Genomic DNA, 19022 nt, shown 5'->3' on the forward strand with positions numbered 1-19022 from the left:
AAAGGATCATTTTTTTTGTTCGAACTTAGGATTTTTTTCTGCACGTTTAAGCAGTACGAGAACGGCACCTGTACCACCTTGATTTTCTGGAGCACTTACGAAGGCCAAAACATCGCGGTGTTGACGTAACCATCCGTTGACATAGGTTTTTAAGACCGCTTCAGGGCCTTTACCATGCACAATTTTGATGACATTTTGATTTTCATCTTTTGCCATCTGGATAATCTGTAAAACTGCGTCACGTGCTTGCTCAATCGTGCAGCCGTGTAAATCTACAGCTTCAAACCAACGCATCTTGCCTGCTTTTAAATCTTCAAAAACTTTATGTTGCAGAGTCGCAATGCGATAGCTTAGCGTTGCTTGGCTTGCGACCGGATTTAAAGCAGCTTGCGTATCTGATAACTCGGCATGTTCGGTATCACGACCACCTTCGGCAGCTGCACGTTTCGCTAGCGTTTGTGCGTCGACTTTTCTGGTACGAGGTGTTTTTACATCGGCAACATTGCTATTGTTGATGCGTTTTACACCTGCAACAGCCTGTTGAAACAGATGGGTATCTTCCAATTCTTCAGACTCAGCCTGAGATTTTTTAGTCTCAGGCTGATTTGTGATTTTGCTTGAATGAGGATTGGAGATTTGCTTTTTAAATTGCTTCAATAACTTCTGTTGCTCTTTAGAAAGCGATGAATCTTTATTACTCATATATCTTCATTAAACCGTTTGGGGTTGTCCAAAAAGGGCAGTAAAAGCTTGATCTGGACGAGGTTGTTTCATAAAACTTTCGCCCACCAAGAAGCTGTGAATATCATGCTCTTGCATCATATGTACATCATCTGGTGTCGCAATACCGCTTTCAGTAATTAATAAACGTGAGGTCGGAAGTAATTTTTTCAACCGAATAGTAGTATTTAAATCTACATCAAAGGTTTTTAAATTACGGTTATTTACGCCTAATAAACATTGCTCAGAAAGCTTTAAGGCACGCTCTAACTCTTCTTCGTCATGGACTTCAACCAATACATCAAGTTGATGCTCAAACGCAGTTTTAGACATTTCTTCGAGTTGCTGGTCAGACAAACAAGCAACAATTAATAAAATACAGTCAGCATGCAAAGCACGTGCTTCAACTACATTGTACGGGTCGACCAAAAAGTCTTTACGTAAAGCAGGTAGGGTACAATGATTACGGGCAATCGCAATATTTTCATCTGCACCCTGAAAGAAATCAACATCGGTCAATACCGATAAACATGCTGCTCCAGCTTGTTCATATTGCTGAGCAATTTCGGCAGGATTAAAGTCTGCGCGAATAATCCCTTTTGATGGAGAGGCTTTTTTAATTTCAGCAATCACGCCCGGACGTTTATGTTGTAAAGCATTTGCAAAGCCACGCACCGGAGTCGCTGCTTTTGCAAGCTCTTCTACATCTTGCAAATTACGTTGTTTTAAACGCGCAGCAAGTTCCTCATGTTTACGGTCAACAATTTTACCTAAAATGGTATTTTGAATATTAATCATGAGAAGTCCTTAATCTGCCTGAGATTGTTTTAATGTTTTAGTAAATTCAGCTAAAACACTCATTTTCTCTAATGCTTGCCCGCCGTAAATAATATCTTGAGCGAATGCAACAGCCTGAGCATAAGTCTTGGTAATGCCTGCTACATAAATGCCTGCGCCTGCATTAAGCGCAATCATGTTTGCTGCTTTTTCACCAATATCGGATTTATTTTTGCTTAAAGCATCTTTAATTAACTTTAGACTTGCTGTTGCATCAGCGACAACCAAACCACTTAAAGTTTGCGACTCAATTCCCACATCTTCAGGATTAAGCGTCCACTCAGTAATTTCACCATCTTTAAGCTCAGCAATAGCAGTAGGAGCGGCAAGACTGATTTCATCAAGACCGTCTTTTGAATGAACAACCATCACGTGTTCAGCACCTAGTTGTTTCATCACTTCGGCAATTGGACGGCAAAGTTCATCTGAAAATACGCCAATCACAAATCGCTTTACACCAGCCGGGTTGGTCAGTGGGCCAAGTAAATTAAAAATACTTCGAATACCAAGTTCACGACGTGGGCCAGCAGCATATTTCATGGCTTTATGATGGTTTGGTGCAAACAAGAAACCTACACCCATTTCACGGATGCAGCGTTCGGTTTGTTGCATATCTAAATCAAGATGAATACCTGCTTGTTCAAGTAGGTCTGATGAACCCGATTTACTTGAAACACCACGGTTACCATGTTTTGCAATGGTTGCGCCTGCTGCTGCAATGACAAAGCTTGAAGCTGTAGAGACGTTAAATAAATTTTGGCCATCACCACCAGTACCCACAATATCAACTAAATGTTTGATATCGCTAACATCGATCTTGATCGCAAATTCGCGCATGACACGTGCAGCAGCTGTCATTTCGTCAATGCTTTCACCTTTCATGCGTAGGCCCATCATTAAAGCACCAATTTGTGCTTCGGTTGCCTCACCTTGCATGATGCTGCGCATAATTTCTTCCATTTGAGGCTGAGTCAAATGAATGTTCTTGGTAATGTGGTTGAGCGCCTGTTGGATATTCATAGTCATGATTTACAGCATTAATGATTAAAATTTTTAGGTGAAGTTGATCAAGAGTGGGATGTTCAGCTTGTTGCGTTCCATGTTTCACTAGCTACGGGGAGCTATGTTAGCAGAAAATAACCAAAGATTTTTGTTGTTCGATACGAGTTTTAAAAAATTTGCTGGTTTATTACTTTAGTTTGATTAATAAACAGAATTTATTCATTGAAAAAGGTTTTAGTTTGTTGTGAGTTTTTATGATAAATAATTAACCATTTGGTATATCTTAAACATAAATATATCTAGGAAAAATGCGTATAAATCAGTCAAATAAAAGTGGATATAGTAGGGCGATCTTTATTTTGTCTATTAATAAATATGTATTTAAATAACTTGAAATATGTAGGAGATTTAAAAAATAAGCGCTCATTTATTTTTGTATTTGTTGCACTGTTTCATCCACTAGAAAGCTATGCGCAAGAAGCTGTAGAGCAACCACAAAAGCAAGCTAAAACAGATAAAGTAGTCCGTGTTGCTGTGACAGGGTCTCGGATTTCAAAAGCACAAAAAGATGGCCCGACGAGTGTGACCATAATTACCGCAGCCGATATTGAAAAACAAGGGTTTAGTAATGCATTTGATGCGCTTAATAACCTGACGCAGAACACGGGTTTTGTACAAGGCGCCGATTATGGAAATACTTTTACGCCTGCGGCTAATGCTATTAGTTTACGGGGCTTAGGACCGAATCATACTTTGACTTTGATTAATGGGCATCGGGTTGCAGACTATCCTGTACCGTACGATGGGTCTGTCAATTTCGTAAATTTAGCCAATATTCCCACTGCCATTATTGACCGTATTGAAATATTAAACGGTGGTGCCTCTGCAATTTATGGTTCAGATGCAATTGCAGGTGTGGTAAATATTATTCTGAAAAAGAAAACAGACGGCACACAATTTAATATTAAGGCAGGCGGAACAAAAGAAGGTGGTGAAAACTTACGTTTACAACTGAGTGGTAGTAAAACTTTAGACAAGCTCAGCCTTGTTTATGGGGTTGAACTCAGTGGCCGTGAACCGATTTGGGCAGCCGATCGAGATTTTATGTCGAGCCGAACTCGATTGGGAGAAAAACCAGATACAGTTGTAGGTCGTAAAAATGCCAATACTGGAAAATATCTTTCCATTGGTGGGTGTCAGGCCTTTAATGGTTTATTCAAAGGTTCAGTCAGTAATATAGGACAAGCTGGTGCAGACAATTGTGCCAGTGGTTTGGCACGACCAACTTATTGGACTGTTCAAACTCAAAACCGCAGTCAAAATGGTTATCTCGGTTTAGACTATGAGTTAAATGATAAAACTCAATTGTTTGCCGATTTTTTAATTGGCGCCAATCAAATTGAAAACAATACGCGTGGTCCGACATGGACATCTTTAGGCGCATCGAGTGGTTATTTCCTCAATCAAGATTCGGGAAATTATGAAATTTGGAATCGTCGTTTTGCACCTGAAGAATTAGGCGGGGTAGAACGCGTAAATAAAAAATGGAAAGAACTTTCTTCGAACTTAAACTTCGGAATTCGAGGTGATATTGGGGAGACGAGTTGGAGTTATGAAGCAGCTTATAATGGCTCCATTTATACCAGTCAGCTACGCCGCCAAGGCTTATTACGCTCGAATGTTGATGAATATTTCTTAGGTCAGCAACTTGGCACAGATGCAGATGGTATTCCTATTTATTCACCTCGCTTAGATCGTTTAAGTCGACCACTAACAGCAAGTGAATTTGAAAGTATTTCTGGCACAACAAAAGAAAAAGATAAATCATGGGCACAAAGTTTGACCTTAAGCGCGAATGGTGACGTATTTAAGTTACCTGCAGGAACTGCCAAACTTGCGGCTGTGGCTGAAATCGGACGTCAAGGTTTTTCGATTAAGCCGGATCAGGCACTTGAAAATGGTGAGTTTTATAATGCGAGTTCTAGTGGCGAATATAGTGGCACACGTACACGCCAAGCACTCGGTGCCGAATTATTCTTGCCTTTAGCGAAACCATTAAATTTAACGCTGTCTGGACGTTATGACCGTTATGCTTTGTCAGATAACAGCATTGATAAGTTAACTTTCGGTTCAGGCCTTGAGTTTAGACCACATCCGACTTTATTGGTGCGCGGTAACTACGCGACTAGCTTTCGTGCACCAGATATGAACTATCTGTTCTTAAATAAGCAAAAAGGTTATTTTGCAAGTACGACCGATTATTTACGTTGTAGCCAAACGGGACAACCTTTAGATAAATGTAGCTTTAAAGATTATTCGCCTGGGGCAAACTACACTTTAACCGGAAACAAAGAATTGAAACCTGAAGAGGGTAAATCTTATGGTGCAGGTTTTGTTTGGTCACCAACCAATAAATTTGATATTAGCGTCGATTACTGGGATATCAAAATTGATAATCTTGTGACGAATTTAAGTGAAGATAAAATTCTACGATTAGAAGCAGATTGTCGTTTAGGCAACCAAGATATTAACTCTGCGGCTTGTATTGATGCATTGGCACGTGTAGAGCGTAACCCTGCAAATGCAGTTGTCGATCCAAATGTGATTAAGAATATTAATATTGTTCCGATTAATGCTGCATCAGACCATACCCGCGGGATTGATTTCACTAGCAGATGGCGCTGGAAAACAGACAGCTTTGGTAACTTTCTCTGGACGGTAAATTATAGCCGTGTACTAGAACATGAATATCAACAATCAAAAGATGGCGAGAAAGATGATTACCTAAAAGATTTAACTATTCAGGATTGGCGTGACCGTTTTAATACCAGTCTCAGCTGGAGCTTTGGTGATTGGGCATCAACAGTATTAGTTAATCGCTATGGCAAAATTCCAAACGGCGACCAAACTGCTTACCTAAGCCCAACGTATTTGGTGAACTGGAGTGGTACTTATCAAATCTCTCCAAAAGCGTCTGCTTCAATCATTATTAATAACCTGTTTGACAAAGTGAAACGAGATGACACGGGCGGTTGGCCGTATTATCCAGTAGGATCATATTCACCATTCGGCCGTCAAGGTTGGTTGGAGTTTAACTATAAATTCTAAGAATGATGTGTGGATGCAGCGAAGTGGTACAGCATTTGCTGCATCTTTTTATTTAAAACTACAGAGGATAAAACCCCTTATGTTGGTCAAGCCTTCATTTAAAAAAAGATTGCTACTTACAACATTATTATCTTTATCGGCGACACAGATTTTTGCATCGAATAACAGTGAACAAATCCCGATTGGTAAATTACCCGAGTGGGTCGTACCCGAATCTTATGATTTAGATTTTAAGATTGATCCCGCACAAAAAGGCTATACCGGTAAAACCACTATTCATTTAAAGCTGGCTCAAGCCACAGATCACATTTGGATTCATGGTAAATCTTTGACGGTGAAAGATGTGAATATCACATCGGCAGAGGGCGTCAAAACCAAAGCAAAATATGAGCAAGCCTCCGAGGTAGATGGGGTGAGTAAAATTAAATTTGCCAAAACCTTGCCCGCAGGACAGTATCAACTCGTTCTAGATTTTAATGCAGCGTATGACCAGCAACTTGACGGTATTTATAAAATCGAGTTTGAGGGTAAACCTTATGTGATGACTCAAATGGAAGCAATTAGTGCACGCCAGTCATTCCCATCATTTGATGAGCCACGTTTTAAAACACCGTTTAATATTCGTTTGACGATTCCAAGCAAATATTCAGGGTTTGCCAATACTCAACAAACGTCGGAGCAAGCAGAGAAGTTGGGTTGGAAAACGCTTAGTTTTGCACAAACCAAACCACTACCAACGTATTTACTTGCGTTGGCTGTTGGACCGTGGCAATTACAAAACGGGCCTGATATTAGAGCAACTTCATGGCGTAAGCAGCCGATCCAGTTACGTGGTATTGCACCCGATGCAAAAGCTGAAAAAATGCAGCATGCCTTATCTGAAACGCCAGCCATTTTAAAAACTTTAGAAGATTATTTTGCCTTTGGTTATCCATTTGACAAGCTAGATTTACTGGCAGCACCAGACTTTGCCGCTGGTGCAATGGAGAACCCAGGGCTAATTACTTTTAGAGATTACTTGATGTTGCTAGATAAGGACTCGCCAGTCTCTTTTGTACAGAATTCATTTAATGTCAATGCACATGAGTTGGCGCATCAATGGTTTGGTGATGTCGTCACGATGCCGTGGTGGGATGATTTATGGCTAAATGAATCTTTTGCGACATGGATGCAAAGTAAAATCACTCAAAAATTACATCCCGAATTTAATGCTGACTTAGAACGTATTGCGGATACCGCAGATGCAATGAAAAGTGACAGCTTGGTAAGTGTGCGTCGTATTCGTCAGCCTATTTTAAGCAATGCCGATATTCAAACGGCTTTTGATGGCATCACTTATCAAAAAGGTGCGGCTGTTTTAAATATGTTTGAAAGCTACTTAGGTGAAGAAAAATTCAAACAAGGCGTACGCAATTATATTAATAAGCACCAATATGGTAATGCGACAGCCAATGATTTAATTAGCGCTTTAGCAGAGCAGTCTGAGCAAGGTGAGCGCTTTGCCAAAGCGATGAAAAGTTTCCTTGATCAACCTGGTGTGCCTTTAATTAACACCGCATTACAGCAAGAAGGCAATAAAGTCTTTTTAAATGTGAAGCAAAGCCGTTACTTACCTGTGGGTTCAAAAGGTGATGCAAGAAGCCTGTGGGGTGTACCATTATGTGTACGTTATGATGTTCCAAATGCAGGTAGTAAAGTGCAATGTGAATTGGTAGACCAAGCAGAAGCCAAGATTGAACTCAAAGGTGCCAGCCTTGGCAGTTGGTATATACCAAATGCAGACGCGGCAGGATACTACCAATTTAGTTTGCCACAAAAAGAATTTACTCGTCTGACTGCTGCTACAGAAAAGCTTTCTAACACTGAACAGTTGGCCTACGCCTACGCGATTTCAGCGGCATTTAACCATGGCGATATTAATTTATTGGTTGTCGTAGATGCTGCGAAGAAATTTGCCAATTCGAATAGCCGACAAATTAGTACAGCGCTGTTTTCTCAGTTAAGTACCATTAATCGTCATGTGTTGAAAACGGAAGCTGAACGTGAACATTTTAGAAAAGTCTTGGCCAATTTATATTTACCTAAATTAAATCAGTTGGGTTATGTAAACAAAAAAGATGAATCAGCCGAAGACAGTTTATGGCGTAGCGAGTTAGTTAAGTTTCTTGCTTTAGATATTCAAGTTCCAGAAGTCCGTACACAACTGTTAAAACAGTCAGATGCTCTATTTGCTCAAAAGCAGCTTAACTTTGCGCAAGTAACCCCTGAATTATTGCCAACCATTTTAGCTGTACGTGTACAAGAAAAAGGCCAACCTGCTTTTGATCGTTTATCTGGAGAGTTACAACGCGTGACTCAACCAACACAACGTCTTGCGATTCTTACGGCTCTAGGTTCAGCAAATCAAGAAGCAACACGCCAACAAGCACGTCAGTTGATTTTAAACCCGCGTGTTAAAGTTGGTGAAGTTCGTACCGTTGTTAACTCCATCAATAATTATGGAGATGAACAAGGTGGCTTATGGTCTTGGTTTAAAGTAAATCATGACGCCGTGTTTGATCGTTTAGGTAAATCTTCGGCTGGGCGTTTCCCTGCAATGTTTAGTGGGGCCGCATGTACCCAACAACAGGCAGTCCAGTTAAATGACTTTTTTGCACCACGAACTAAAGAATTGGTCGGGGTGGAAAGAGGATTGAAACAGACCAAAGAGCGTATTCAACTCTGCGAATCTTTGGTGGCAAAACAAGATGGATCGATTGTGCAGCAGTTAAAGTTGTAATTGATTCAAGCATGAAAAAAGCCAACTGATCGTAGTTGGCTTTTTTATTCAGTTTCTTATCAAATTACTTTTAAAATAATCTATTTACGGCTGCCTTATGCATAGATATCTAAAAAGTTTTTAAAGATTTGATGGCCATGTTGACTCAAGATTGATTCAGGATGGAACTGCACGCCTTCAACAGGAAGTGTCTTATGTTTAACACCCATAATTTCTTCCATTGAGCCATCTGCTTCATTGGTCCAGCATGTTACTTCAAGGCAATCAGGCAGTGTTTGCTGATCAATCACCAAAGAGTGATAACGAGTTGCCGAGAATGGGCTAGGAAGATTACTGAAAATACCCTTATTGCTGTGGTACATATCAGATAAACGTCCGTGCATCACCGTTTTGGCTCTTACAATTTTTCCGCCAAAAGCTTGCCCAATACTTTGATGCCCTAAACACACGCCAAGCAAAGGAATTTTTCCGGCAAAGTGATTAATTGCAGGAATTGAAATACCTGCTTCACTTGGAGAGCAAGGGCCAGGACCAATCACAAGGTATTTAGGTTGCCATCGTTCAATATCCTCTAATGTGACTTGATCATTGCGAACTACTTTTACTTCCTGATTCAACTCGCCAAAATATTGGACGATGTTGTAGGTAAAAGAGTCGTAATTGTCGATCATTAGAAGCATGATGAACTTAACCTCATGATAATTAATATATATTTAATAAGTGACTAGAGTTTTACTCACAATGTTACTCATTTTTTAAAAAGTACTTTTATTTGATCAAATAAAAAGCCGCTTTCTAATGGGCTAATATAGCAAAAAAAGAAGTAACCAGTTTAACTATTTCATTCGTTAGAAATTTACAGAAAAAATGGCTTTAAGAAGTGAGCCTTTTGAAATTAGAGATAAGTACAAATAAGGCAGAATAAGCTTCTATTGTAAATAAAAAACTATTCTGCCTTAATCAAAAAGAAGATTAAATCTTACGTGTGTTATAAATCAACCAATCTAAAACATCGCCAGATAAATGTTCAGCCAGTTTTTCTTGAACAGTTTGATGATAACTATTTAACCAGTCTTTCTCTTCATTCGTTAGCATGTCAACAACAATACAATCTAAATGAATCGGGCAAAGAGTCAGCGTTTCAAACTCTAAGAAATCGCCGTAGGTTTTCTCAAACCCTGAGTGAAGTTTGTTTGCAACGAGGTTTTCAATACGAATGCCGTATTGTCCTTCATGGTATAAGCCCGGCTCGTTAGAAATAATCATTCCTTCACACAATTTGCTATGGGCATGTATAGGTACGTAATAAGAAAGAACTTGCGGACCTTCATGAACATTAAGCGCAAAGCCTACGCCGTGGCCTGTGCCGTGGCGATAATCTAAACCATGTTGCCATAGCGTATGGCGACAAATTGAATCGAGTAGAGGAGCGGCTAAACCTTCTGGATAAATCGTTTTTGCCAAAGCAATATGACATTTTAAAACCAGAGTATAGTCACGTTTTTGTTGCTCTGTTGGTGTCCCGACGGGAACAACACGGGTAATATCTGTTGTTCCATCAATATACTGCCCGCCAGAGTCAATCAGTAATAGACCATCGCCTTCAATAAATGAATAGTGCTCTTCAGTTGCACGGTAGTGAGGTAAAGCACCATTAGCATTGAAGCCAGCAATCGTTGAAAAACTTGGGCCTATAAATCCGTTTTGCTCAGCACGGAAAGCTGTAATCTTCTCATCAATAGTGAGTTCTGAAATGCTTTCACCATGATGAAGGGCTTTCTCTAACCAGTGGAAAAAGTGGCAAAGCGCGACTCCGTCTTTCACCATGGCATGACGGATATGGGCAATTTCACTTTCATGTTTACGTGATTTAAAAAGTGTACTCGGGTTGATGTCGTATACAACTCGAATATCTTTTGCGATGACTTGTTCATGAAAAATCGAGACTTTGGCTGGATCTAAAAGTACTGAAGCATCAGAGATATTCGATAAAAACTTAGCTGTATCTTCGTAGTTACGAATTTCAATGTCATCAGCTTTGAAAGCTTGTTGAGAGGTTGAATCAACTTTGTTGCTATCAATGAATAAAACAGCCTGTTGAGTACTGATATACAAATGTGAAAGGAATACAGGGTTATACTCTACATCTTGTCCACGTGCATTTAAGACCCAAGCAATATCATCTAAAGATGAAATAAAATGACCCGCAATATTCTTGTTAGCTAAGCTCTCGCGAATTGCCTGAATTTTCTCTTTACGAGATAGGGCATTTAACCCTTCAGGCATTAAATGAATCTGCTCTAAAGGAAGTTCTGGACGATTAGACCAGATCGAACCAATTAAATCTTGCTGTGTTTCAAGTTTAAAGCCACGTTGTTTTGCCGTATTTTCCAAAGCTTTAAATTGCTGGATTGAAAGCGTTTGTCCATTTACTGAAATGACCGAACCAGTTGATAAATTTTTCTCAATCCACACGAGATGTGTTGAAGACTCATCACTGGTGAGTTTTTGTAATTGAAAGCCAGTTTCAGCGAGTTGTTGCTCGGCTTGTACCCAATAGCGACCATCCGCCCATAGACCTGCAAACTTTTGGGTCACCACAAGCGTACCAACAGAACCACTAAAACCGCTTAACCACTGCCTTACTTTCCAGTAGTCTGGTAAATATTCTGACATATGGGGATCGGCACTCATCACAATCAAAGCATCAATATGCTGATTGCGCATGAGTTGACGAAGTTTCTCAAGTTTTTCTGGAACAGTTAAAACGCTCATATAGTTTCCAACTCAGGTTGAACTTTACTGGTACTTTTGTTCATTAATCTATTGATAGGTTTCTTTAATAAAAATAACACGATTGCACCAACGACTAATGCCAAAACGCATCGCATAAAGAGATTTGGTAAATGATCAATATTATCTGCTGATACATGCCCGCCAATTAAGCCAGCGATGAGATTACCTAAAGCTGTGCCAGTAAACCATAGCCCCATAATTTGACCGCGTATGACATCAGGTGCAAGTTTAGTCATGGTTGATAGCCCAATTGGGCTTAAACACAGTTCTCCTATGGTAAGTAAAAATAAAGTTCCTACTAACCAAAATGGTGAAACTAGCCCGCCAGCAATTGCGAAACGACTAGCAAAAGACATAACAAGAAAGCCACCTGCTGCGAATAACAATGCAATAATAAATTTGCTGATATAGCTTGGGTCTTTATTTGATTTACCTAGTCTTGCCCAAAGCCATGCTGCAACTGGGGCAAAAATAATAATGAATAGGGCATTAATTGATTCAAACCATACAGTTGGAATCTCAAATCCAAAAAACATACGATCTGTATAGTCTTGTGCAAATAAAGTAAAAGTTGTGGGCTTTTGTTCAAAAGCTGACCAGAATAGGGCAGAGGCTGCTAATAAAACAAAGCAAATAATAATTTTAAATTTATCATGTTGTTCTAAATTCAGGAAAAGCAGTAAATATGCAAAATAAGCAATAATCCCAATACCAATCCCAACTGTTAAATAAGTTGCTACCTCGACCGGATTGATATGAATGACACCAAATAAGGTAAGAGCAATAACGACTGCAACAGATAGTAAAAAGGAGAAAGCAATTTTTGGTGCATTTTTGTTTTGTACGACAGGTTTATTCCAATTGTCATTTTCTTGACGTAACTCATTAAAAGTTTGGAGCTGCGGGATAGCTAAAAAGCGGAAAATTAATAAAGCAATGAGCATCCCAATACCACCAATACCAAAGCCTAAGTGCCAGCCATAATCGCGAGCTAATAGGCCTGTAATGAGCGGGGCAATAAACGAGCCCATATTAATTCCCATATAAAAAATGGAGAATCCAGCATCTCGTCTACTATCTTGAGCTTTGTATAAAGTTCCTACAATGACTGAAATACAAGTTTTAAATAAACCTGAGCCAAGAACAATCAGAACTAGACCGAAATAAAAAAAGAATTGATCAAAAATGGTGGTGAGGGCAATTGATAAATGACCTAGTGCAATAATAATAGAACCATACCAGACAGCACGCGCCTGACCTAACCAGTTATCGGCAATCCATCCACCAAAGACGGTCATTAAATACATGGAACCTGCAAATAATCCCACAATGGCGGCTGCAGTTGGACGGTCAAGACCTAAACCACCGTCATTAACCATTGCAATCATATAAAGAACGAGTAAAGGCCGAATACCATAATAAGAAAATCTTTCCCAAAGCTCTGTAAAAAATAAAGTTTTTAATGGTTTTGGATGGCCGAAAAAAGCTCTGTCATATTGTTCGAGTTCATGCTTCATTTCAAATCCTTTGAACATATTTGTAGTTTAGATAAAACAAAACTTTTAGTTTGTTTAATTATAAAAAAAAGTTATGTTTTATTTTTTAGATTTTTTAAAAAGAAAAAGCAAGTTGGTCATGTATAAAAAAGGTATATAACAAATGGTAAAAAATTAGAAAGTTGAAATTATCAGTCGAAAAGATTCCTCTTGGTGCACCAAAGCTGATCAGGCTAGCCCTTGCGTAAAACTACGATGAGAAAAATTAAATTAGCACTTTAAAACCTCAACCTTTCTATGGATGGGCAGTGAAGAGTGGTAATTGATATTATTTAAAAAAATTGTGTAGAGTTACTTAGAAATCGTATTTATGTTCAAACTTTTTTGGCAAGGGCATATTGTAGATAACATCGTCTAATTTAGAGATTAATAGTTCTATCGGGAATAGATTATTATTTTTAAGGATTACAGTAAGAAAGTCAGATTTCTATATAAGAAAGTATTATGATCACAAATTACTGTTAGATATTGATGCGGTGATTCATATTAGCGCAACAATTTTGCACTAAATTAGGGCGATTGCGAGCTATTCTTGTATGCCATAATTTGAAAATGTCTGAATATGGTGCATTTAACTATGCAAACAGTATAATGGGTTCAAGACAAGGGGCCTAAATCATGGATAGTTATAAGCAATTCAATGTTTTAGGTAAGTCTTATAAAGTTGGTATGAGAATTGCTATATAAATACCAGCAACTAACACGCACTTAACAAGTGCAACAAAATTTCATTGGAGCAAAATGAGCATGGCGAACAAGGTCCTTCAACTCATACAAGAAAGTGGCGCAAAATGGGTCGATTTTCGCTTTACTGATACTAAGGGTAAAGAACAGCACGTAACTTACCCAGCTGATTCTATTGATGAAGATACTTTTGAAGACGGTAAAATGTTTGATGGTTCTTCAATCGCTGGTTGGAAAGGCATTGAAGCATCTGACATGATTTTACGTCCAGATGCGGAAACTGGTTTTATCGACCCGTTCTTTGCTGAACCAACTGTAGTTGTGACTTGTGACGTTATTGAACCTTCAACTGGTCAAGGTTATGAGCGTGACCCACGTTCGATTGCTCGCCGTGCAGAAGAATACTTAAAATCTACAGGTATCGGTGATACTGCATTCTTTGGTCCAGAACCAGAATTCTTTGTATTTGACGAAGTGAAGTGGGACATCGATATGTCTGGCGCTCGTCATACATTAATCGCTGAAGAAGCTGCTTGGTCTACTGGTAAAGACTACGAGTCTGGTAACTCTGGTCACCGTCCACGTGTTAAAGGCGGTTACTTCCCAGTTCCTCCAGTTGATTCTTCACAAGATATGCGTGCAGAAATGTGTGCAAAAATCGAAGACATCATGGGTCCAGGTCGTGTAGAAGTACATCACCACGAAGTTGCTTCTTGCCAGTTAGAAATTGGTGTGAGCTTCAATACACTTGTACGTAAAGCTGACGAAGTTCAACAGTTCAAATATGCTGTTTGGAACGTTGCACATCAATATGCAAAAACTGCAACCTTTATGCCTAAACCAATGGTAGGTGATAACGGTTCTGGTATGCACGTTCACATGTCTATCTCTAAAGATGGTAAGAACTTGTTTGCTGGTGATGAATATGCAGGCCTTTCAGAAATGGCATTGTATTTCATCGGTGGTATCATCAAGCACGCTCGTGCATTGAATGCAATCACAAACCCATCTACAAACTCATACAAGCGTTTGGTTCCTCACTTCGAAGCACCAATTATGCTTGCTTACTCAGCGCGTAACCGTTCTGCTTCTATCCGTATTCCATACGTTTCTAGCCCTAAAGGTAAGCGTATCGAAGCTCGTTTCCCAGATCCAATGATGAACCCGTACTTAGGTTTCGCTGCATTGTTAATGGCTGGTATCGACGGTATCCAAAACAAGATCCATCCAGGCGAAGCTGCTGATAAGAACTTGTATGATCTTCCTCCAGAAGAAGAAGCAAAAATCCCAACAGTTGCTCATAGCTTAGATATGGCTCTTGAAGCACTTCAAGCAGATCACGAATTCTTATTAAAAGGCGGTGTGTTCACTAAAGAAATGCTTGATGCATACATCGAACTTAAAACTGAAGATGTACGTCGTCTTAACACGACTACTCACCCAGTTGAATTCGATATGTACTACAGCTTGTAATACGTATTTCGTAAAAAAGCCTGCATATGCAGGCTTTTTTATTGCTTGGAATGTTGATTGAATTATCTACGTTTTTTATCAAAAAATTGGAGTAAACTAGGTGCGAGTTTTCATGTGAGCAGATTATGCGTAAACGACAACCAGTACTTAAACAGGAAAAGGCTTTAAATCCTGAGTTGAAAATATGGTTGTATGCTTCTGGTTCTCTGACTCAACAACTCACTGAGCTTGGTGGTGGCCAGTTTAGTGTGAAGCCCTTTAAAGAGCACTTTCAGCGTTTAACTTTGGCAGATAGTCAATGGATGAACATGCCTCATGCTCATACTTCATGGGTTAGGGAAACCTATTTATATGGTTGTGAAGCAGAGCCGTGGGTGAAAGCAAAAAGTATTTTTCCAATTCAAAGCTTACAAAAAAGAGCGCGTATATTTCAGCACATCGGTTCTAAACCGATTGGCTTTTTCCTATTTCAAAGAACAATTCCGCTTTGTGACCGTCGTGTCATTCGTTTGCCAGAAGGCTGGACGCGACAAAGTTGCTATACTTGGCATGGATGTAAATTTATCGTCCAAGAAACATTCTTACCGGCTTTTGAAGCTTTTTTAAATCAGCAGCACGACAAGGAATTACTATGACGACTGCAACAGGCACAACATGGCGTCAGCGTTTAGAAGCTTATTATTATCTATGTCGATTTGATAAGCCTGTTGGAACAGAACTGGTGTTTTGGCCAACCATGTGGGCGCTTTGGATTGCAGCAGAGGGAATGCCACCTCTACATATTCTTTTGGCGATGGTATTCGGTACAATTTTTATGCGTGCCGCTGGCTGTGCGATTAATGATTTTGCTGATCGTAAAGTAGATGGACATGTAGAGCGTACAAAAACACGCCCTTTGGCAACAGGGGTAATTAGTCCAAGAGAAGCGGTATATGTATTTCTAGCATTAGTATTTGCCAGTGCTTGTACGCTGTTCTTTTTACCTATCGCGACGTTCTACTGTGCATTAGGGGGCTTGGCGTTAGCATTTATATATCCTTTTATGAAACGTTATACCCATTTACCGCAAGTAGTGTTAGGTATGGCATTTTCTTGGGGGATTCCAATGTCATTTACTGCAATGGGTAAGCCTTTAGATATAACGTGTTGGCTAATTTATTTTGGTAATTTGGCATGGACAGTGGCTTTTGACACTCAATATGCAATTACAGATCGTGAATATGATTTAAAGATTGGTGTGAAATCTACAGCTATTCTTTTTGGTCGATATGACATCCAGATTATTGCTCTTTTACAAGCAACTAGTCTTGTTTTGATTGGTACTGCATTATATTTAGAAAATATTTTATTCCCATGGGCAATTATTGCTTTAGTTGTAGTGGCCTTTGATTTTGTATACCAAACAATTAAAACCAAAGACCGCAACCCTCAAGTATGTTTTTGGGCATTTCGTCACAATCGTTGGGTGGGATTAATCATTTTTCTAGGAATATTTTTAAATTTCATATAGTAAAAATGACCGTGAGGTTGAAAAGTGTTCTATGCAGAGCACTTTTTTTATGTCTTAATATTTGTGCATAAAAATATGCGGAATAAATAACACATAAAAAGGATATTCTATGAAACGGTCAAAAATTGCTTTAGCTATAACATTATCAATTTCAGCACTATTTCTTACAGCGTGTAATGACGATGATGATGACTATATTGGTGTTAATCCCGATAAAACTTATGTTTCTGAAAAAGCCTATTCTAAGGATACCTTAAGTGGCGCTTCATCTATAAAAGTAATGACTTATAACATGGTGAATGTACAAGGGAAAACAGCTGAAGCAACCGCTTTAGTCATGTTCCCGAAAGTTGCTCAACCAAAGGATGGTTATCGCGTAGTGGTATGGGAGCACGGCACTGTAGGAGTAGGGGATAGTTGTGCACCAAGTAATAATACGATTAATCCACGCTTCAAAATTTTAGCTGATACTTTATTAGCTGCTGGATATGTGATTGTGGCACCTGACTATGAAGGTTTAGGTACTAGAGGGATGCATCCATACCTTAATTTGGGAAGTGAGGCTAAATCTGCAATTGCAGCAGTTAAAGCTGCTAAAGATCATTACGGTAGTCAATTGAATAGTTCATGGATGTCGATTGGACAATCTCAAGGAGGTCATGCTTCATTAGGAACAGCTGAATTTGCTAATAACGACATTAACTACAAAGGAGCGGTTGCAACAGCACCAGCCTCTAGCCTTGGCTATATTATTTCTGTAGTTGCTCCGCAAGCAATTAGAGACATTCTTCAAAAAGAGCAGGCTGGTACCGCACCTGTTGGTACGGCTGTAGAAGTATATGCTGAGCTACTTGCATATGCTGCATATACCACAGTGGGTATTACTGCTTATGAACCTAAATTTAATTATCGTGAAATCTTTCAACAACGTTCTCAAAGTATAGCTGAGTTTGCAGAAGGCACTACGGGTGAAAATGGAGTCTGTTTAACTGATTTGCATAATAAATTTGCAGATGATATTCGAGATTTTCTTGCGACTAATACTGGTAAAACAGTTCTAGATTATCCAGGCCTAGCTGGTAATTTCCAGGAGAATCCAACGGTGCAAAAATTCTTGGTAGATAACCAACCTGCTACCAAAAAAATTAATTCACCAGTCATGATTGTTCAAGGTACTGCGGATATGGCTGTACCATATCCTGTTACTAATGCCTTACAAGAGGGACTTAAAAAAATGGGAACTGATGTGACATTTATACCTGTTGTTGGAGCTGCCCATACTCAGGCGATTGTATGTAGAAATGCTGAAATTTATCAATTTGTTCAATCTAAGATGCCAGCTAAAACAAATATAGTGCTTGATCCATCAGTAATAGATGCTAGTAAGAATGTTGAATGTACTGGAATAGCACAATAATTTTTTGTATTTAAAATCTTCAAATTAAAAAGGTCCTGAAAAGGGCCTTTTTTGTTATATTGTTACACAGTTTGATTTGATACTATTTGAGCTTGAAGAACTTATGAGCCAGCAACCTGTTGAAAAAAAATCTGTTCCTTGGTTATTAATGGGATTAGGTTTACTTATTCCTTTTCTGATTATTGGAATACTTTTCTTGGCTGCAAAAAGCGATGCTAAGAATAAAAAACAATATGAACAACAGCGTTTAGAGATGGCAAAAAGAATAGCTGAGAAAGAAGCTGCAAATTCTGAATCGAAATAGCTTGTTAATGAATATCCTTTTGTAATTGGCGTACAGTAGGAATATTTGTGTAACGCTTTACAAGGTAGCCTGCTTCAGTAAGCATTTGATCACGAATACGGTCTTCTTCTACTTTTTCAAGATGGGTAGGGTCATCTAGCTCAATGATGGCCATGACTTCCATCTTGTCGTTGAGCACAACAAAGTCAGTAACTTTACGATTGAACTGACTACGAATTTTATAGTCATTACTGGTAATTAAAGCGCTAAAAGCCACTTGTGCTAACACATGATAATTTGGAAAACTTTGTTTTAAACGTATAAACATTTGAGTTTCAAAGTTTGTAATGACAGGGCGAGCAAAGAATTTTTGTTTTGGAAATAAATAAGGGCGTAAACAAACAAGAAGAAAAATACAGGTGCTTACGCAACCTAAAACAATAAAAAATAAGTGACTCGATTCGAACATGTGAAGGCATCATACAAATAAAAACCCACTCATGATGAGTGGGTTTTTAAGAATCTTGGCTCTCCCACCTGGGCTCGAACCAGGGACCTGCGGATTAACAGTCCGTCGCTCTACCGACTGAGCTATGGGAGAATCTGGAAAAGGATTTTAGGCAGGAAAGGGTGCTGGGTCAAGCTTTAATAGCAGAATTAGAGAGAATATCTTGTCGTTTGGTTTAAAAATACTCGAAACATTGATTTTATTCAAAATAATGAAAAATTATTAAATCTTAGAAAAGAAAAAACCCGCAATAAATGCGGGCTTTTAGAATCTTGGCTCTCCCACCTGGGCTCGAACCAGGGACCTGCGGATTAACAGTCCGTCGCTCTACCGACTGAGCTATGGGAGA

14 protein-coding genes and 2 tRNA genes are annotated in these 19022 nt (G+C 39.1%); 7 read left to right on the plus strand and 9 right to left on the minus strand.

Annotation, left to right across the window (positions count from 1 at the left end):
- Positions 1 to 6 precede the first annotated feature (6 nt).
- The 3 genes from RMB06_RS05820 to trpD are packed head-to-tail and all read right to left on the minus strand — an operon-like array spanning position 7 to position 2577.
- Complete coding sequence (locus RMB06_RS05820; RefSeq protein ID WP_108011267.1) at positions 7 to 702, minus strand: Smr/MutS family protein; 696 nt, start codon at positions 700 to 702, stop codon at positions 7 to 9.
- Positions 703 to 711: 9 nt separating this feature from the next.
- A complete protein-coding gene (gene trpC, locus RMB06_RS05825) occupies positions 712 to 1518 on the minus strand; it encodes an indole-3-glycerol phosphate synthase TrpC (RefSeq protein WP_311078761.1) in 807 nt (268 codons plus the stop codon).
- 9 nt (positions 1519 to 1527) lie between these two features.
- Positions 1528 to 2577 carry an anthranilate phosphoribosyltransferase gene (gene trpD, locus RMB06_RS05830; RefSeq protein WP_311078768.1) on the minus strand — a complete coding sequence of 350 codons (1050 nt, stop codon included), beginning with the start codon at positions 2575 to 2577 and terminating at the stop codon, positions 1528 to 1530.
- 357 nt (positions 2578 to 2934) lie between these two features.
- Between trpD and RMB06_RS05835 the strand changes: the two genes are divergently transcribed.
- Together RMB06_RS05835 and RMB06_RS05840 are read left to right on the plus strand one after the other, a co-directional pair.
- Complete coding sequence (locus RMB06_RS05835) at positions 2935 to 5667, plus strand: TonB-dependent receptor (protein WP_311078762.1); 2733 nt, start codon at positions 2935 to 2937, stop codon at positions 5665 to 5667.
- A gap of 7 nt (positions 5668 to 5674) precedes the next feature.
- Positions 5675 to 8446, plus strand: a complete 2772-nt coding sequence (locus RMB06_RS05840; RefSeq protein WP_311078763.1) for a M1 family metallopeptidase — start codon at positions 5675 to 5677, stop codon at positions 8444 to 8446.
- A 95-nt stretch (positions 8447 to 8541) separates the two neighbouring features.
- Here RMB06_RS05840 and RMB06_RS05845 read toward each other — a convergent pair whose 3' ends face one another.
- The 3 genes from RMB06_RS05845 to RMB06_RS05855 form a co-directional block, all read right to left on the minus strand.
- Positions 8542 to 9126: an aminodeoxychorismate/anthranilate synthase component II gene (locus RMB06_RS05845; RefSeq protein ID WP_000925676.1), complete on the minus strand. Its 585-nt coding sequence runs from the start codon at positions 9124 to 9126 to the stop codon at positions 8542 to 8544.
- 292 nt (positions 9127 to 9418) lie between these two features.
- Entirely contained in the window at positions 9419 to 11221 is a 1803-nt protein-coding gene (locus RMB06_RS05850) for an aminopeptidase P family protein (RefSeq protein ID WP_311078764.1), read from the minus strand.
- Entirely contained in the window at positions 11218 to 12777 is a 1560-nt protein-coding gene (locus tag RMB06_RS05855; protein WP_080632640.1) for a peptide MFS transporter, read from the minus strand. Before RMB06_RS05855 ends, RMB06_RS05850 begins: the two co-directional genes overlap by 4 nt.
- 762 nt (positions 12778 to 13539) lie before the next feature.
- Here RMB06_RS05855 and glnA point away from each other — a divergent pair.
- From glnA to RMB06_RS05880, 5 genes are all read left to right on the plus strand, one after another.
- Positions 13540 to 14955, plus strand: coding sequence for a type I glutamate--ammonia ligase (gene glnA / locus RMB06_RS05860; RefSeq protein ID WP_002052696.1), 1416 nt, complete (start codon positions 13540 to 13542; stop codon positions 14953 to 14955).
- Positions 14956 to 15080: 125 nt separating this feature from the next.
- Positions 15081 to 15590, plus strand: coding sequence for a chorismate lyase (locus RMB06_RS05865; RefSeq protein ID WP_311078765.1), 510 nt, complete (start codon positions 15081 to 15083; stop codon positions 15588 to 15590).
- On the plus strand, positions 15587 to 16465 hold the full coding sequence (ubiA, locus tag RMB06_RS05870; RefSeq protein ID WP_017480718.1) for a 4-hydroxybenzoate octaprenyltransferase: 879 nt from the start codon (positions 15587 to 15589) through the stop codon (positions 16463 to 16465). Before RMB06_RS05865 ends, ubiA begins: the two co-directional genes overlap by 4 nt.
- A 109-nt stretch (positions 16466 to 16574) precedes the next feature.
- Entirely contained in the window at positions 16575 to 17882 is a 1308-nt protein-coding gene (locus RMB06_RS05875; protein WP_311078766.1) for an alpha/beta hydrolase, read from the plus strand.
- A gap of 103 nt (positions 17883 to 17985) precedes the next feature.
- Positions 17986 to 18186 carry a hypothetical protein gene (locus RMB06_RS05880; RefSeq protein ID WP_000082753.1) on the plus strand — a complete coding sequence of 67 codons (201 nt, stop codon included), beginning with the start codon at positions 17986 to 17988 and terminating at the stop codon, positions 18184 to 18186.
- A gap of 4 nt (positions 18187 to 18190) precedes the next feature.
- Here RMB06_RS05880 and RMB06_RS05885 read toward each other — a convergent pair whose 3' ends face one another.
- The 3 genes from RMB06_RS05885 to RMB06_RS05895 all read right to left on the minus strand — a co-directional run bounded on the left by RMB06_RS05885 (position 18191) and on the right by RMB06_RS05895 (position 19022).
- Positions 18191 to 18634, minus strand: a complete 444-nt coding sequence (locus RMB06_RS05885; RefSeq protein ID WP_005068176.1) for a DUF2726 domain-containing protein — start codon at positions 18632 to 18634, stop codon at positions 18191 to 18193.
- Between the two features lie 56 nt (positions 18635 to 18690).
- A tRNA-Asn gene (locus tag RMB06_RS05890) sits at positions 18691 to 18766 on the minus strand.
- A 180-nt stretch (positions 18767 to 18946) separates the two neighbouring features.
- Positions 18947 to 19022, minus strand: a tRNA-Asn gene (locus RMB06_RS05895).

It is taken from the genome of Acinetobacter sp. V104_13, assembly GCF_031798995.1.
Classification (GTDB): Bacteria; Pseudomonadota; Gammaproteobacteria; order Pseudomonadales; family Moraxellaceae; genus Acinetobacter; species Acinetobacter pittii.

What these genes read in the sequence shown, in the direction of transcription:
- RMB06_RS05820 (WP_108011267.1), bottom strand. Translation starts at nt 702, where the DNA reads ATGAGTAATAAAGATTCATCGCTTTCTAAAGAGCAACAGAAGTTATTG.
- trpC (WP_311078761.1), bottom strand. Translation starts at nt 1,518, where the DNA reads ATGATTAATATTCAAAATACCATTTTAGGTAAAATTGTTGACCGTAAA.
- trpD (WP_311078768.1), bottom strand. Translation starts at nt 2,577, where the DNA reads ATGAATATCCAACAGGCGCTCAACCACATTACCAAGAACATTCATTTG.
- RMB06_RS05835 (WP_311078762.1), top strand. Translation starts at nt 2,935, where the DNA reads ATGTATTTAAATAACTTGAAATATGTAGGAGATTTAAAAAATAAGCGC.
- RMB06_RS05845 (WP_000925676.1), bottom strand. Translation starts at nt 9,126, where the DNA reads ATGCTTCTAATGATCGACAATTACGACTCTTTTACCTACAACATCGTC.
- RMB06_RS05850 (WP_311078764.1), bottom strand. Translation starts at nt 11,221, where the DNA reads ATGAGCGTTTTAACTGTTCCAGAAAAACTTGAGAAACTTCGTCAACTC.
- RMB06_RS05855 (WP_080632640.1), bottom strand. Translation starts at nt 12,777, where the DNA reads ATGTTCAAAGGATTTGAAATGAAGCATGAACTCGAACAATATGACAGA.
- glnA (WP_002052696.1), top strand. Translation starts at nt 13,540, where the DNA reads ATGAGCATGGCGAACAAGGTCCTTCAACTCATACAAGAAAGTGGCGCA.
- RMB06_RS05865 (WP_311078765.1), top strand. Translation starts at nt 15,081, where the DNA reads ATGCGTAAACGACAACCAGTACTTAAACAGGAAAAGGCTTTAAATCCT.
- ubiA (WP_017480718.1), top strand. Translation starts at nt 15,587, where the DNA reads ATGACGACTGCAACAGGCACAACATGGCGTCAGCGTTTAGAAGCTTAT.
- RMB06_RS05875 (WP_311078766.1), top strand. Translation starts at nt 16,575, where the DNA reads ATGAAACGGTCAAAAATTGCTTTAGCTATAACATTATCAATTTCAGCA.
- RMB06_RS05880 (WP_000082753.1), top strand. Translation starts at nt 17,986, where the DNA reads ATGAGCCAGCAACCTGTTGAAAAAAAATCTGTTCCTTGGTTATTAATG.
- RMB06_RS05885 (WP_005068176.1), bottom strand. Translation starts at nt 18,634, where the DNA reads ATGTTCGAATCGAGTCACTTATTTTTTATTGTTTTAGGTTGCGTAAGC.